Raw genomic sequence first — 15,557 nt, 5'->3', positions numbered from 1 at the left:
GTAGACGGGCATTGCGGGGGAGGGGTGTTGCGCGGAATTTTTTGCTGTAGAAAACAAAACCCCCGGCCTGGGCCGGGGGGTCTGGTATCACTCGTCGAGGAAGGAGCGCAGGTGCTCGCTTCGCGTCGGGTGGCGCAACTTGCGCAACGCCTTGGCTTCGATCTGACGGATCCGCTCGCGGGTCACGTCAAACTGTTTACCGACTTCCTCAAGGGTGTGGTCGGTATTCATGTCGATGCCGAAACGCATGCGCAGTACCTTGGCTTCACGGGCAGTGAGGCCGGACAGTACGTCGCGAGTCGCTTCCTTGAGGCTCTCAACGGTGGCGACATCGATTGGCGACTGCATGGTCGAGTCTTCGATGAAGTCACCCAGATGGGAGTCTTCGTCATCACCGATCGGGGTTTCCATGGAGATCGGCTCTTTAGCGATCTTCAATACCTTGCGGATTTTATCCTCAGGCATTTCCATGCGTTCGCCCAACTCTTCCGGGGTCGGTTCGCGACCCATTTCCTGCAACATCTGCCGGGAAATGCGGTTGAGCTTGTTGATGGTCTCGATCATGTGCACCGGAATACGGATGGTGCGGGCCTGGTCGGCGATCGAGCGAGTGATCGCCTGACGGATCCACCAGGTGGCATAAGTCGAGAACTTGTAGCCGCGACGGTATTCGAACTTGTCCACAGCCTTCATCAAGCCGATGTTGCCTTCCTGGATCAGGTCGAGGAATTGCAAGCCACGGTTGGTGTACTTCTTGGCGATGGAGATCACCAGACGCAAGTTCGCTTCAACCATCTCTTTCTTCGCGCGGCGGGCCTTGGCCTCACCGATCGACATGCGACGGTTGATGTCCTTGATCTCGGCAATTGTCAGGCCTGTCTCGGTTTCAAGCGCGGTCAGCTTCTGCTGGCAGCGGATGATGTCCGGTTGCAGGCGACCAATGGCTTCAGCGTACTTCGCCTTGCCTTTGGCCAGTGCGTCGGACCAGCTTTCGTCAACTTCGTTGCCCGGGAACTGGCGCAGGAAATCGGTACGCGGCATGCGCGCATCACGGACACAGAGCTGCATGATCGCACGCTCTTGTGCACGCAGACGCTCAAGGGCGCTACGAACGCGTTCAACCAGGCCTTCGAATTGCTTCGGCACCAGCTTGATCGGCATGAACAGCTCGGCCAGGGCCAACAGCTCGGCAATGGCCTGCTTGTTGGAGCGACCGTGCTTCTTCAATGCCTTGCGGGTGATTTCCATTTGATCGGAAACCGCCCCGAAACGCTGGGCAGCGATGATCGGGTCCGGGCCGCTTTCGACTTCTTCTTCGTCGTCGCTGCTGGCTTCAGCATCGTCGTCTTCGGAATCGTCGTCAGCTTTCGCCGCTTTTGCATCGACAGGCGGCGGTATTTCGGCGGCAGGCGGCGCAATGCCGTCGTCCGGGTCGATGTAACCGCTCAAGACGTCGGACAGGCGACCACCTTCGGTGGTGACGCGAGTGTACTCGGAGAGAATGTGGTCAACCGTGCCAGGGAAGTGCGCGATTGCGCCCATCACTTCACGGATACCCTCTTCAATACGCTTGGCGATTTCGATTTCGCCTTCGCGTGTCAGCAACTCGACGGTACCCATTTCACGCATATACATGCGCACAGGGTCAGTCGTGCGACCGATGTCGGTCTCCACCGCAGCCAGCGCGGCAGCGGCTTCTTCAGCGGCTGCCTCGTCGGTATCGGCGTCGGCCAACATAAGGGCGTCCGCATCCGGAGCACTCTCGTGTACGGGGATCCCCATGTCGTTAATCATGCGGATGATGTCTTCCACCTGCTCAGGATCTGAAATATCCTCAGGCAGGTGGTCGTTGACCTCTGCGTAAGTCAGATACTTCTGCTCACGACCAAGGGTGATCAACTCTTTGATACGAGACTGCTGTTGCGCTTTTCCGGACATAACACCCTATCCACTGAAGGTCTTGGCGGGCAAAAAACAAGCCGAGGATTATACCCGAGCTATGACCTCACACGCCAGCTGAGGTCGGGTTTGATGCGGAAACATTCTGTTTTAAGAGGTCGCGCATCTGTTTTGCTATCTGAATTTGCTCTTCAGCCGACAATCCCGGCTGTCTTGCTCTCTTGATCAGTTCATCGAGGGTCTGCGTGTGCTGGCCCGCGGATAACCTAGTAATGGTGTCTAAAAACTGTTGTTCAAGGTTATCGCCGTCAATTAGCCACTCCTTTTCCGCGAGCGCCTTGAGTAATCGGCCTTGTTCGGTGCCATGCCAGCGAGCCATCAGCTGAATAGAGTTTAGCTTAGGATTTTTCTGCACGGCTTCGATCAGGGCAATCAGCACCTGGGCGTAAGTGTTGCTCGCGTTGGCAAAATGATCGGCACTTTCAACCTTGCCCGCCAGTTGCGGGTGGTGGATGAGCGTGCGCAGGGCAATCAGCGTCGGCGCTTCTACGGCAACCGGGGTGCGCGGGGCATAGGCTTCATCGCGGTCACCGCGCTTGCCGTTCTTGCTCCAAGGCTTCTTGTCCCATTTCTTGCCGCCGGCGCCGGGCTTTTTCGGTGTCCACTCCTGCTGGGGCGCGTAGGCCTCCTGCGGCTGGTGGAAATCGGCGTAATCCGGCATGGCGTCGTAGTCCATGCCTGGGTCGTAGGCCGGTGGCGGTGCATCCTGCGGCGCGCTGTGCGCCAGCTGGCTGACGGCTTCGCCGCTCAGGCCGGTGATCTCCTGCAGGCGTTGGCGCATAAGCGTGCGCAGGTTGGCGCCCGGCACCTTATCGATCAGCGGCGCCGCGAGGGTGGCCATGTGGGCCTTGCCTTCGAGTGAGCGCGGGTCGGCTTCTTCGGTCAGTTGCTGGAAGAAGTAATCTGCCAGCGGTTGCGCGTGTTGGTTGATGCGGGCGCGGAATGCGTCGGTGCCTTCGGAGCGGACCAGGGTGTCCGGGTCTTCGCCTTCAGGCAGGAACAAAAAGCGCGCGCGGCGCCCATCCTGCAGGCTCGACAGCGTGGCTTCGAGGGCGCGCCAGGCGGCATTGCGGCCGGCCTGGTCGCCGTCGAAGCAGAAAAGCACACTGGGCACTACGCGAAACAGGCGCTTCAAATGTTCTTCGCTGGTCGCCGTGCCCAGGGTCGCCACGGCATTGCGCAGGCCTTGCTGGGCGAGGGCGATCACGTCCATATAGCCTTCGACCACGATGATTTCATCGAGGTTGCGGTTGTTCTTGCGCGCTTCAAACAGGCCGTAGAGTTCCTGGCCCTTGTGGAATACCGGGGTTTCCGGGGAGTTCAGGTACTTGGGCTTGTCGTCCCCCAGCACGCGGCCACCGAAGGCGATGATGCGGCCGCGGCTGTCGCGGATCGGAAACATCACGCGGTCGCGGAAGCGGTCGTAACGTTTGCCGGTCTCGGCGTTTTCCACCAGTAGGCCGGCGTCGATCATGGCTTTTTGCTGCAGGGTGTCGCTGCTCAGGTGCTTGTACAGGTTGTCCCAGCCAGGCGGTGCGAAACCCAGGCCGAAGTCACGGGCGATTTCGCCGGTGAGGCCACGACCTTTCAGGTAGTCGACGGCGGCCTTGCGCTGCGGGTGGCTTTTAAGCGCCTGACGATAAAAGTCGGCAGCGGCCGTCAGCAGTGGGTACAGCGGCGAGTCGGTGGGCTGGCGCGGTTTGTGTGGGCGACCACTTTCTTCGCGAGGGACTTCCATGCCGGCGGCTTTCGCCAGGTCCTCGATGGCCTGGGGGAAGTCCAGGTTGTCGTGGTCCATGAGGAAGCCGAGGGCATTGCCGCCAGCGCCGCAGCCGAAACAGTAGTAGAACTGCTTGTCGGGGCTGACGCTGAATGACGGGGTTTTCTCTTTGTGGAACGGGCAGCAGGCGGTGTAGTTCTTGCCGGCTTTTTTCAGTTGCACGCGCGAGCTGACGACATCGACGATGTCGGTGCGGTTCAGAAGGTCGTCAATAAAGCTCTGGGGAATTAGCCCGGCCATGGCGTTCTCGTCATCACTGCGTGTAAATGAGGGCCCATGATGTGCTCAAGCGCACGTAAGGCGTGGCTCGTTCATCGATTGTGTGCTGGGGCTGCATGGAAGTGTATCTGCCGAACATTCACTGACGTTAATTTCTGATCAGTCTTTGGCGTGGAAATGTTGCCCGGGCGTCCGGTCTTGGCCGTTAGTGGGCCTCGGAATCGCTTTGTTGGGCACAGCCGACCTGTTGATCGTCTGTTTACAGAATAAGTGTGCTCGTCAGTAGCCTTGTTAGACTCGTCAGAAGAGACGTGCACCGCTGGCAGAAGAGCCAGTCCTGACGTGTGAAGCAGTTGTTTCAGTCGCATGTGCGGCGTCAACAGTGAAGCATCAAGCGTTGTCCGCAAATGCCATTAGCCCGGCTGAGGGCCGGGCTTGGCAGAAGCTTGCTACGAACGTCTGTGTATTAGTACAGACGAACGGCGCGGCGCTGTTCGCGCTGAACTTTCTTGGCGTGACGCTTAACAGCGGCTGCTGCTTTGCGCTTACGCTCAGAAGTTGGCTTCTCGTAAAATTCGCGGCTACGAACTTCAGCCAGTACACCGGCTTTTTCGCAGGAGCGCTTGAAACGACGCAGAGCTACGTCGAAGGGTTCGTTCTCTTTAACTTTGACGGCTGGCATCCAGAGCTACCTTCTTTCATTACCGGGATCAACGTTCTCGTCGCAAACAATTCGCGGCTGAGGTCGTCGGTTTTTAAGGGTTGCGGATGTTAACCCCTCATTGGCCGGAATGCAAAGCCTCTGATCGAAAACCGCTAGTCGGGAGGGGGAGTGGCGACTATTATGCGCGCCTTCGAATTCAGCCTCTACAAGGCGCAAACCCATGCTAGTACTGGGACTTGAAACCTCCTGCGACGAAACCGGTGTCGCACTTTACGACAGTGAACGCGGGCTTTTGGCCGATGCACTGTTCAGTCAGATCGACCTGCACCGCGCCTATGGCGGCGTGGTGCCGGAGCTTGCCAGCCGAGATCACGTCAAACGCATGCTGCCGTTGATTCGCCAGGTGCTGGACGAGGCCGGTTGCGTGCCGACCGAGATCGATGCGATTGCCTACACGGCTGGTCCAGGATTGGTCGGAGCCCTGCTGGTTGGGGCCTCTTGCGCCCAGGCACTGGCCTTCGCCTGGGGCATTCCGGCCCTTGGCGTGCACCATATGGAAGGCCATTTATTGGCTCCAATGCTGGAAAAAACACCGCCAGAGTTCCCGTTCGTCGCTTTGTTGGTTTCCGGCGGCCATACGCAGCTGGTTCAGGTGGATGGCATCGGCCAATACACGCTGCTGGGTGAATCCCTGGACGACGCCGCCGGCGAAGCCTTCGACAAAACCGCGAAGATGATGGGCCTCAATTATCCAGGCGGTCCGGAAATCGCACGGCTTGCCGAAAAAGGCGTCGCCGGTCGCTACACCTTCCCGCGTCCGATGTGCGATCGCCCGGGTTTGATGTTCAGCTTCAGCGGCTTGAAGACCTCCGCGTTGAATACCTGGCAGCACAGCGTCAGCGCCGGAGACGACAGCCAGCAAGCCCGTTGCGACATCGCGCTGGCGTTCCAGCAGGCCGTGGTGGAGACTTTGACCATCAAGTGCAAGCGTGCGCTGAAACAGGCGGGCATGAAGCGCCTGGTGATTGCCGGTGGCGTCAGCGCCAACAAGGCCTTGCGCACGTCGTTGGAAAAAATGCTCGGCGACATGAAGGGCGACGTGTTCTACGCGCGCCCCGAGTTCTGCACCGACAATGGCGCGATGATCGCCTACGCCGGCTGCCAGCGCCTGCAGGCCGGGCAGCATGAGAGTCTGGCGATCAGCGTGCAGGCGCGCTGGCCGATGGAGCAGTTGTCTGCGTTGTAAGCCTTTGCATGGGGCAACGTGAGCGGGTATTTAAAAATGCCGTTCGCGCCCGGCAAACAGGTCGCGTAAATTGCCGCGGTGGCGCCAGACGATCAGCAATGTCAGCACGCTCATCGGCAACAGTGCCGCCGGCTCCTGCCAGGCCAGCAGCGGCAGGGTCAGCGGGGTGGCGATCAGTGCGGCGAGTGAGCTGGTGCGGGTCAGGTAGAACGTCAGCAGCCAGGCGATAACGGCCAGCAACGCTGCTGGCGGGTAGATCCCCAGCAACATGCCGGCCGCCGTGGCGACACCTTTGCCACCGCGAAAGCGGAAGTACAGTGGGAACAGATGGCCGAGGACGGCACACACGCCGACCCAGGCCTGCTGTTGCAGGGTAAGACCGGCGAGGCTGGCGATCAGCACGGGCAACAGGCCCTTGCACAGATCGCCCAGCAGCGTCAGCACGGCGAGCTTCTTGCCCGCCAGGCGCAACATATTGGTGGCGCCGGCATTGCCTGAACCACTCATTCGCGGATCGGGATTTCCCGTCAGGCGGCTGAGCAAAATGGCGAAGGACAGCGAGCCGAGCAGGTAGGCGAAAATCGCCAGTGACCAAAACATGCTAACTATTCCGGGCGAGGACGCCCTGATTCTAACGGGGCATCGCGCCCTTGTCGTGCTGCGGAGAAGAGTGCTTGGACAGAGTGTTTATCGAAGGCCTGGAAGTCGACACCGTGATCGGGGCCTACGACTGGGAGCGCGGAATCCGCCAATGCCTGCGCCTGGACCTGAGCTTCGCCTGGGACAACCGCCCGGCTGCGGCCGGTGACGACCTGACCCTGGCCCTGGATTACGCCAGCGTTAGCGCGCGCATCCAGGCGTTTGCCGAGCAATCCCAATACCAGCTTGTGGAAACCTTCGCCGAGCGTCTGGCCGAAGTGTTGATGAGCGAGTTCCAGATTCCCTGGCTGCACCTCAAGTTGACCAAGCCAGGGGCTGTGCCGGCCGCCAAGGGCGTGGGCGTGGAGATCGAGCGCGGATGTCGCTAACTCAGATTTACCTTGGCCTTGGCAGCAATATTGATCGCGAGACCCACCTGCGCGCCGGTCTTGATGCATTGGCGAGCTTTCTGACGGAAATACGTTGCTCGGCTGTGTTCGAAAGCCAGCCGGTGGGCATCAAGAGCGGTCCGTTCTTTAATCTGGTGGTGTCGGCCTATACCGACCTGTCATTGATGGAACTGGATCGTCGCTTGAAATCCATCGAGGCCGATAACGGTCGCTATGCGCCGGACCGCAAAGGCTTGCCGCTGGACATCGACGTACTGCTGTATGGTGACCTGGTGGGCGATTTCGATGGTTTGATCCTGCCGCGAGCAGAGATCCTCAAGAACGCCTTCGTGCTGTGGCCGCTGTCACTGATGGCGCCGCAGCGTGTGCATCCTGAGGTGGGCAGGACCCTTGGCGACCTGTGGCGCGATGCGCAGATCGACCAGGTGCTGGCGCCTGTCGGGTTTGAATGGCAAGGCCAGCAACTCACGCCCGATGAGCTTCTGTAGGCCTGTGGCGAGCGCTGGGGTGCGCGGCGCCCCCGCGCCACGGTGGATTGGCGTCTACAGGTTGTGTTGCTCTTTGTAGGTTTTCAGCGCCTTGAGCCGTTCGCGCTTGAGCGCCTCGCCCAGTTCCGGGCCTTTGAAGCCCTTCTCCAGCAATGGCGCCACCGCCACCTCCCGCGCGGCCTTGGCAGCGCCGCGTAGATAATCCGCCTGTGGATAACTACGCTGCTCGAAACCCTTGCGGCCCCGGGCATCCATTTCGCAGGCGACCACAAACTCTTCAAAGCGCTGTGGTCGACGGTACACGTCAAAACTCTGCAGTAATTCCAGTAAAGTCGAGGCCTTCAGCTCCAGTGCCCGGTGGCCGTGGGTGTGATATTGGCCCACCAACAGTGCCAGTTCCTGGCAATCTCGCGGCACCTTGAAGCGTTCGTTGACCGCCTTGATCAGTTTGAGGCCGGTGTATTCGTGCGCAATGTGCTGTGGCAACTTATCCACAGGCGTCAGGCCCTTGCCCAGGTCATGCAGCAGGCAGGCCCAGCGCACAGTCAGCGGCTGTGTGTGTAGGGCGGCCTGTTCCAGCACGCTCAAGGTATGCACGCCCGTGTCGATCTCGGGGTGGTGCGCGGCGGGTTGCGGCACGCCGAAGAGGGCATCCACTTCCGGCATCAAGGTTTTCAGGGCGGCGCAGTCGCGCAGCACTTGGATAAATACCTGTGGCTGATCTTCCATCAGTGCGCGGGAGATTTCCTTCCAACTGCGCTCCGGAGTCAGGGCTTCCAGTTCGCCGGATTCACTGAGTTGACGCATCAGCTCCAGGGTTTCTGGTGCGACGCGAAAACCCAAGGGCGCGTAGCGCGCGGCGAAGCGGGCAACACGCAGGACTCGAAGGGGATCTTCGGCAAATGCGGGGGAAACGTGACGTAAAATGCGCGCTTTGAGATCGCGCTGTCCGTTATAAGGATCGGTCAGGTTGCCGTCGTCATCCTCTGCCATGGCATTGATGGTCAGGTCGCGGCGGACCAGGTCTTCTTCCAGCGTGACGTCAGGGCTGGCGTGGAACACAAAGCCACCGTAACCCCGGCCGCTCTTGCGCTCGGTGCGGGCGAGGGCGTATTCGTCACCGTTTTTCGGGTCGAGGAACACTGGGAAGTCCGAGCCCACCGGCTTGTAGCCCTTGGCGAGCATCTCTTCTGCCGTGGCACCCACGACAACGCGGTCGATGTCGGTGACCGGGATGCCCAGCAGGCGATCCCGTACCGCACCGCCGACTTTGTAGATTTTCATTAAAAAGCCTCCATTAGCCGCACAGGATACCGCCTGTGCCCTGCCAATGGAGGCTTTGCCGTTTCAGAGGTGGACGACGGCAAGGTCCAGGCGGCCGTAGTCGTTGTCGTTGTGATCGGTGCGCGGGGGCACGTGGTGGGTTTTCATCACCTGATCGCCCTGCAGGGTTTCCAGGTGGATGTCGAAGCCCCAGAGCCGATGCAGGTGCTTGAGCACTTCCTCGGTGGACTCGCCCAGGGGTTTGCGGTCGTGTTGCTGGTGGCGCAGGGTCAGCGAACGGTCACCGCGCACGTCGATGCTGTAGATCTGCACGTTGGGCTCGCGGTTGCCCAGGTTGTACTGCGCCGCCAGGGTTTCACGGATGATGCGGTAGCCGGGTTCGTCGTGGATGGCCGGTACCACCAGATCGTCCTTGAGATCGTCGTCGAGGATGCTGAATAGCTTGAGGTCGCGAATCACCTGGGGGGACAGGTATTGCAGGATGAAACTCTCATCCTTGAAGCTGCTCATGGCGAACTTGATGGTCGACAACCAATCGCTGCCGGCGATTTCCGGGAACCAGCGGCGGTCCTCCTCGGTGGGGTGTTCGCACATGCGCCGGATGTCGCGGTACATGGCAAAGCCCAGCGCATAGGGGTTGATGCCGCTGTAATACGGGCTGTCGAAGCCGGGCTGGAATACTACGCTGGTGTGGGATGTGAGGAACTCCATCATGAAACCGTCGGTGACCAGGCCTTCGTCGTACAGGTCGTTCATCAGCGTGTAGTGCCAGAACGTCGCCCAGCCTTCGTTCATCACCTGGGTCTGGCGCTGTGGATAAAAGTATTGGGCGATCTTGCGCACGATGCGCACGATTTCCCGTTGCCACGGCTCCAGCAGCGGCGCGTGTTTTTCCAGGAAGTACAGGATGTTTTCCTGGGGTTCGGCGGGGAAGCGCGCATTGTCCTTGTCGCTGTTTTTACCGGTCTTTTTCGGAATGGTGCGCCATAGGTCGTTGATCTGTTTCTGCAGATGCTCCTCGCGCTCCTTTTGGCGCAGGCGTTCTTCCTCGGCGGAAATCGGGTACGGGCGTTTGTAGCGATCGACGCCGTAGTTCATCAGCGCATGGCAGGAGTCGAGCAGGTCTTCCACCGCATCGATGCCGTGGCGCTCCTCGCACTGCATGATGTACTGCTTGGCGAATACCAGATAGTCGATGATCGAGCTTGCGTCGGTCCAGGTGCGGAACAGGTAATTGCCCTTGAAGAAGCTGTTGTGCCCGTAGCAGGCATGCGCCACTACCAATGCCTGCATGCAGATGGTGTTTTCTTCCATCAAATAGGCGATGCACGGGTCGGAGTTGATCACGATCTCGTAGGCCAGGCCCATCTGGCCGCGGCTGTAGGACTTCTCGGTGCTGAGGAAGTGCTTGCCGTAGGACCAATGGTGATAACCCAAGGGCATGCCCACGGAGGCATAGGCGTCCATCATCTGTTCGGCAGTGATCACTTCGATCTGGTTGGGGTAGGTGTCCAGGGCATAACCCGCCGCAATACGGCTGATTTCCCGGTCATAGGCCTGGATCAGTTCAAAGGTCCACTCGGACCCCGTGGAAATCGGTTGGCGCTTTTGCTCTTTTTTGGCGGTCATGTCACTAACCTGCGCTGGAAGAGTTCACGGAAGACCGGATAGATATCGCCGGCCGAGACCAGTTGCTGCTGGGCGAACGTGTCGGCAAAGGCTTCGCCGATGCGCTCGTATTCGAACCACAGGGCCTGGTGCTCACGGGGGGTAATCTCAACATAAGTGTAGTACTGCACGAACGGCATGATCTGGTTGATCAGGATGTCGCGGCAGATGGGCGAATCGTCGTTCCAGTTGTCGCCGTCCGAGGCCTGGGCGGCGTAGATGTTCCATTCGTTGGCCGGGTAACGTTCGGCCATGATCTCCTGCATCAGCTTCAGTGCGCTGGAGACGATGGTGCCGCCGGTTTCCCGTGAGTAGAAGAACTCTTCTTCGTCCACTTCCCGGGCGCTGGTGTGATGGCGGATAAACACCACGTCGATCTTGTCGTAGTTCCGTTTCAGGAACAGGTACAACAGGATGAAGAAGCGCTTGGCGATGTCCTTGGTGGCTTGGGTCATGGAGCCGGACACGTCCATCAGGCAGAACATCACGGCCTTCGAACTGGGGTTGGGCTGCTTGACCAGCAGGTTGTACTTCAGGTCGAAGGTGTCGAGGAACGGCACGCGGTGAATGCGCGCGCTGAGTTTCTCGATTTCTGCCTCGATTTCCTGAATATCGCCGAAGTTGTCCGGCTCTTCGCGTTTTAGACGCGCCAATTCTTCCTTGGCTTCCTTGAGCTTGGCGCGGCTGCTGCCGGACAGTGCAATACGCCGCGCATGGGCCGAGCGCAGGGTGCGGATGATATTGATGCGAGACGGATTGCCCTCGTTGCTGATCCCGGCACGCACAGTCTTGAAGGTATCGGTGCCGGTCAGGTTGCGCTTGACCAGATTGGGCAGTTCCAGGTCTTCGAACATGAATTCGAGGAACTCTTCCTGGGTGATCTGGAACACGAACTCGTCCATGCCCTCGCCGGAGTTGCCGGCCTTGCCCGGGCCTTTGCCACCGCCACCGCCTTGGGGGCGCTGGATATGTTCGCCGGTGGTGAACTCCTTGTTGCCGGGGTGCACGACAGTCTGTTTGCCGCCCCGGCCGTGGTGCAGCACCGGTTCGTCGATGTCCCGGCCGGGAATGCTGATTTGTTCGCCATGCTCCATGTCGGTGATGGAGCGGCGGCTCACGGCCTCTTCAACGGCCTTTTTGATGTGGTCACGGTAACGCCGCAGGAAACGCTGGCGGTTTACCGTGCTCTTGTTCTTGCCATTGAGGCGTCGGTCGATCACATAGCTCATGGGGAGCCCTCCGGGCAGCTTCACGTTACAAGCTTCAAACTGCGAGCTGGAAGCTTAAAGACAGGCGGTCAGTAGCCAGGCCCGAGGCCTGGCACTGCACGCTTGTCGCTGCCTTACTGCGATTTGCGCACCCGCAGATACCACTCGGAGAGCAGCCGTACCTGTTTGTCGGTGTAGCCACGTTCGACCATGCGTGTGACGAAGTCGTTGTGTTTTTGCTGATCCTCCTTGCTGGCCTTGGCATTGAAGCTGATGACCGGCAGCAGGTCCTCGGTGTTGGAGAACATTTTCTTCTCGATGACCACCCGCAGCTTCTCGTAGCTGAGCCAGGTGGGGTTCTTGCCGTTGTTGTTGGCCCGGGCACGCAGCACGAAGTTGACGATTTCGTTGCGGAAATCTTTCGGGTTGCTGATGCCGGCCGGTTTTTCGATCTTTTCCAGTTCCTCGTTGAGGGCTACGCGGTTGAGGATCTCGCCGGTTTCCGGGTCGCGGTATTCCTGGTCCTGGATCCAGAAATCGGCGTACAGCACGTAGCGGTCGAAGATGTTCTGGCCGTACTCGCTGTAGGACTCCAGGTACGCGGTCTGGATTTCCTTGCCGATGAACTCGATGTAGCGCGGTGCCAGGTATTCCTTGAGGAACCGCAGGTAGCGCTCGCGGGTCTCGGCCTGGAATTGTTCCTGTTCGATCTGCTGTTCCAGCACGTAGAGCAGGTGCACCGGGTTGGCGGCGATCTCGTGGGGGTCGAAGTTGAAGACCTTGGACAGGATCTTGAACGCAAAGCGTGTCGACAGGCCGTTCATGCCCTCGTCCACACCAGCGGTGTCGCGGTATTCCTGGATCGACTTGGCCTTTGGATCAGTGTCCTTGAGGTTCTCGCCGTCGTACACGCGCATCTTCGAATAGATATTCGAGTTCTCCGGCTCCTTGAGGCGCGACAGCACGGTGAACTGGGCGAGCATCTTCAGGGTGTCGGGCGCGCAATGGGCCTTGGCCAGGGAGCTGTTGAACAGCAGTTTGTCGTAGATCTTGATCTCATCGCTGACCCGCAGGCAGTACGGCACCTTGACGATATAGATCCGGTCGATGAAGGCTTCGTTGTTCTTGTTGTTGCGGAAGGTGTGCCACTCCGATTCGTTGGAGTGGGCCAGCAGGATGCCGGTGAACGGAATCGCGCCGAGGCCTTCGGTACTGTTGTAGTTGCCTTCCTGGGTGGCGGTGAGCAGTGGGTGCAGCACCTTGATCGGTGCCTTGAACATCTCCACGAACTCCATCAGGCCCTGGTTCGCCCGGCACAGCGCGCCCGAGTAGCTGTAGGCGTCGGCGTCGTTCTGTGGGAACTCTTCCAGTTTGCGAATATCGACTTTGCCCACCAGCGCCGAGATGTCCTGGTTGTTCTCGTCGCCCGGTTCGGTCTTGGCCACGCCGATCTGGTTAAGGATCGAGGGGTAGAGCTTGACCACGCGGAACTGGCTGATGTCACCACCGAATTCGGCCAGGCGCTTGGTGGCCCAGGGCGACATGATGGTGTTGAGGTAGCGCCGGGGAATGCCGAAATCTTCTTCGAGGATCGCGCCATCTTCGGTGGCGTTGAACAGGCCCAGGGGCGACTCGAACACCGGCGAGCCCTTGATGGCGTAGAAGGGCACTTTTTCGATCAGTTGTTTGAGTTTTTCGGCCAGGGACGATTTACCGCCACCGACGGGGCCGAGCAGGTAGAGGATCTGTTTCTTCTCTTCCAGGCCCTGGGCCGCATGGCGGAAGTAGGAGACGATCTGGTCGATGCATTCTTCCATGCCATGGAAGTCTTCAAAGGCCGGATAGCGACGGATCACCTTGTTGGAGAATATTCGCGACAGTCGCGAATTGTTCGAGGTGTCTATCAATTGCGGCTCGCCTATCGCCAGCAGCAGACGTTCGGCGGCAGACGCGTAGGTGCTGCGATCCTGTTTGCACAGCTCGAGGTACTCTTGCAGCGTGAGTTCCTCCTGCTGTGTGGATTCGAAGCGGTTTTTGAAGTGGCTAAAAATACTCATGACGTCGTCACCTCGCTCGATACGTGGAGCCGACGCCGGATCAATCAGTCGATGCTGGCAGTCATTGGCAGACGCCAATGGCCGTTTTCCCCCCAGAACACCCTGAAACGCTACCGATGACCCGCACGCCGGTGTACCGGCTCTCCCCTGATTCGGATGGCCTGCGCTTAAGGATAGTTCGGAATCAGGGAGGTCAAGGCACGATGCGTAATTAGTTTGGCTGCGCCGTTCGTCAGAAACGGCGCGAGCCCAAGCGTCACGCGGGGTAGCGGGGTGTGAAAAAAATTATTGCGAGTCGCCTGAGGAAATTTCCGCAGGAAAGGTCGTACGCCACAGCTCAAAGCCACCGTCCAGGCTGTAGACGTCGGAGAAGCCCTGGCTGATCAGGTAGGCCGCTGCGCTCTGGCTGGAATTGCCGTGGTAGCAACCCACGATCACCGGTGCGTCGAGGTCGGCGGCGCGGATGAAGTCGGCGATGTTGTGGTTGTCCAGGTGCTGGGCGCCGCTGATGTGTGCAGCGGCAAAAGTCGGTTGGTCGCGGATGTCGACAACCACTGCGCCTTTCTCGCGCAGGGCCTGGGCTTGTTCGGGAGAGATGCGTTTGAATTCGCTCATGGGGGGCTCCTAGGGCTTGGCGGCCGGCAGGGTAACGGAAAGGGGCGATTCGCACTGGCAGCTGTGGCGCTCGCCGGTGTCGATGTTCATCAGGGTCATGGCACCGCCCCACACGCAGCCGGTGTCGAGGGCAAATATACCGGGCTCGGTGCACTTGCCTTCGAGGGCTGCCCAGTGGCCAAAGATGATCTTTGTGCCGGCGGCCTTGCGGTCCTTGTGGGCGAACCAGGGTTTGTAGCCGGGCAGCGCGGTGTCGGCGCCTTCCTTGCTCTTGAGGTCCAGCTTGCCTTCGGCGGTGCAGAAGCGCATGCGCGTGAAGTAGTTGGTGATCACCCGCAGGCGGGCAATGCCGGTCAGGTCGTTGTCCCATTTCACCGGATCGTTGCCGTACATGCCGTCGAGGTAGGCGGTGTACAGGTTGTCATCGGCCAGGGCCGCCTCGACTTCGGCAGCGCACTTGAGGGCTTTCTTCAGCGTCCATTGCGGCGGGATGCCGGCATGCACGAGGGCCATGTTGCGGGCCTCGTCATAGTGCATGAGCTTTTGTCGGCGCAGCCAATCGAGCAAATCGGCCCGGTCCGGTGCGTCGAGGATCTCCCGCAGGGTGTCGCTTTTTTTCAGGCGTTCGACGTTTCTATCCGCCGCCAGCAAGTGCAGGTCGTGGTTGCCCAGCACGCAGACCAGGGAATCGCGCAGGCTATATAAGTAGCGCAGGGTCTCCAGGGATTCGGGGCCGCGGTTGACCAGATCACCGACCAGCCACAGGCGGTCGCTTTTCGGGTCGAAGGCCACGCGCTCAAGTAAGCATTTGAGGGGCTCCAGGCAGCCTTGCAGGTCGCCGACCGCGTACGTCGCCATCAGTGCAGGGCTCCTGGCACGGCGAGGCGGAAGGGTGCGATGACGGCGTCGAACAGCTGGCCGTCCGTTGCTTTCATCTGATAGGAACCTTGCATGGTACCGACCTTGGAGGTCATCACCGTGCCGCTGCTGTAGGTGTGGCTGGCGCCGCAGTCGATCAACGGTTGCTGGCCGACGACGCCGGCACCGCGTACTTCCTCGACCTGACCGTCACCATCGGTGATCACCCAGTGGCGTGATAGCAACTTGGCCGGCACCAGCCCGTTGTTTTTCACCGTGATGGTGTAGGCAAAGGCGAAGCGGTTCTGTTCAGGTTGCGATTGGTCCGCGAGGAAGCGGGTGACGACGCTGACGTCGATCTGATAGCGAGGATCGGACATGCGAAAGGCCTTAAAAGCAAAAGCGGAGGACAGCAGATGTGGATCAGTCTAGGCCAAGAGGCGGGCACTAGGCCAGACATGC

At 59.8% G+C, this 15,557-nt stretch carries 14 protein-coding genes; 3 read left to right on the top strand and 11 right to left on the bottom strand.

Annotation, left to right across the window (positions count from 1 at the left end; translation table 11 throughout):
• Positions 1 to 87: 87 nt before the first annotated feature.
• From rpoD to rpsU, 3 genes are all read right to left on the bottom strand, one after another.
• Positions 88 to 1,938, bottom strand: coding sequence for an RNA polymerase sigma factor RpoD (gene rpoD, locus PSH81_RS24615; RefSeq protein WP_226454465.1), 1,851 nt, complete (start codon positions 1,936 to 1,938; stop codon positions 88 to 90).
• Between the two features lie 67 nt (positions 1,939 to 2,005).
• Positions 2,006 to 3,979: a DNA primase gene (dnaG, locus tag PSH81_RS24610; protein ID WP_226454464.1), complete on the bottom strand. Its 1,974-nt coding sequence runs from the start codon at positions 3,977 to 3,979 to the stop codon at positions 2,006 to 2,008.
• A 445-nt stretch (positions 3,980 to 4,424) separates the two neighbouring features.
• On the bottom strand, positions 4,425 to 4,640 hold the full coding sequence (gene rpsU / locus PSH81_RS24605) for a 30S ribosomal protein S21 (RefSeq protein WP_002551877.1): 216 nt from the start codon (positions 4,638 to 4,640) through the stop codon (positions 4,425 to 4,427).
• A gap of 202 nt (positions 4,641 to 4,842) precedes the next feature.
• On the opposite strand from rpsU, the gene tsaD reads away from it, so the two are divergent.
• Positions 4,843 to 5,868 carry a tRNA (adenosine(37)-N6)-threonylcarbamoyltransferase complex transferase subunit TsaD gene (gene tsaD, locus PSH81_RS24600; protein ID WP_192299811.1) on the top strand — a complete coding sequence of 342 codons (1,026 nt, stop codon included), beginning with the start codon at positions 4,843 to 4,845 and terminating at the stop codon, positions 5,866 to 5,868.
• A gap of 30 nt (positions 5,869 to 5,898) precedes the next feature.
• On the opposite strand, the gene plsY is transcribed toward tsaD, so the two are convergent.
• Positions 5,899 to 6,468 carry a glycerol-3-phosphate 1-O-acyltransferase PlsY gene (plsY, locus tag PSH81_RS24595; protein WP_105524764.1) on the bottom strand — a complete coding sequence of 190 codons (570 nt, stop codon included), beginning with the start codon at positions 6,466 to 6,468 and terminating at the stop codon, positions 5,899 to 5,901.
• Positions 6,469 to 6,542: 74 nt separating this feature from the next.
• Between plsY and folB the strand changes: the two genes are divergently transcribed.
• Together folB and folK are read left to right on the top strand one after the other, a co-directional pair.
• Positions 6,543 to 6,896 (top strand): dihydroneopterin aldolase, encoded by a 354-nt coding sequence (folB, locus tag PSH81_RS24590; RefSeq protein WP_015886183.1) that lies wholly within the window; start codon positions 6,543 to 6,545, stop codon positions 6,894 to 6,896.
• Positions 6,887 to 7,405 carry a 2-amino-4-hydroxy-6-hydroxymethyldihydropteridine diphosphokinase gene (gene folK / locus PSH81_RS24585; RefSeq protein ID WP_226454463.1) on the top strand — a complete coding sequence of 173 codons (519 nt, stop codon included), beginning with the start codon at positions 6,887 to 6,889 and terminating at the stop codon, positions 7,403 to 7,405. Before folB ends, folK begins: the two co-directional genes overlap by 10 nt.
• 54 nt (positions 7,406 to 7,459) lie before the next feature.
• Here the strand turns inward: folK and PSH81_RS24580 are convergent, their stop codons facing one another.
• The 7 genes from PSH81_RS24580 to apaG form a co-directional block, all read right to left on the bottom strand.
• On the bottom strand, positions 7,460 to 8,689 hold the full coding sequence (locus PSH81_RS24580) for a multifunctional CCA addition/repair protein (protein WP_305391628.1): 1,230 nt from the start codon (positions 8,687 to 8,689) through the stop codon (positions 7,460 to 7,462).
• 63 nt (positions 8,690 to 8,752) lie between these two features.
• Entirely contained in the window at positions 8,753 to 10,318 is a 1,566-nt protein-coding gene (locus PSH81_RS24575) for a SpoVR family protein (RefSeq protein ID WP_192299808.1), read from the bottom strand.
• Positions 10,315 to 11,586 (bottom strand): YeaH/YhbH family protein, encoded by a 1,272-nt coding sequence (locus PSH81_RS24570; protein ID WP_016977872.1) that lies wholly within the window; start codon positions 11,584 to 11,586, stop codon positions 10,315 to 10,317. The genes PSH81_RS24575 and PSH81_RS24570 overlap by 4 nt, the downstream gene beginning before the upstream one ends.
• A gap of 113 nt (positions 11,587 to 11,699) precedes the next feature.
• Positions 11,700 to 13,622 carry a PrkA family serine protein kinase gene (locus PSH81_RS24565; protein ID WP_192299807.1) on the bottom strand — a complete coding sequence of 641 codons (1,923 nt, stop codon included), beginning with the start codon at positions 13,620 to 13,622 and terminating at the stop codon, positions 11,700 to 11,702.
• Between the two features lie 285 nt (positions 13,623 to 13,907).
• Positions 13,908 to 14,237 carry a thiosulfate sulfurtransferase GlpE gene (glpE, locus tag PSH81_RS24560; RefSeq protein ID WP_192299806.1) on the bottom strand — a complete coding sequence of 110 codons (330 nt, stop codon included), beginning with the start codon at positions 14,235 to 14,237 and terminating at the stop codon, positions 13,908 to 13,910.
• 9 nt (positions 14,238 to 14,246) lie between these two features.
• Positions 14,247 to 15,095, bottom strand: coding sequence for a symmetrical bis(5'-nucleosyl)-tetraphosphatase (locus tag PSH81_RS24555; RefSeq protein WP_305391627.1), 849 nt, complete (start codon positions 15,093 to 15,095; stop codon positions 14,247 to 14,249).
• Positions 15,095 to 15,475: a Co2+/Mg2+ efflux protein ApaG gene (gene apaG, locus PSH81_RS24550; protein ID WP_192299804.1), complete on the bottom strand. Its 381-nt coding sequence runs from the start codon at positions 15,473 to 15,475 to the stop codon at positions 15,095 to 15,097. Before apaG ends, PSH81_RS24555 begins: the two co-directional genes overlap by 1 nt.
• Between the last annotated feature and the right edge of the window lie 82 nt (positions 15,476 to 15,557).

The organism is Pseudomonas sp. FP2335 (genome assembly GCF_030687535.1).
GTDB lineage: Bacteria > Pseudomonadota > Gammaproteobacteria > Pseudomonadales > Pseudomonadaceae > Aquipseudomonas.
The sequence above is the reverse complement of the archived record's forward strand: the minus strand, read 5'-3'. Positions and strand labels throughout refer to the sequence as shown.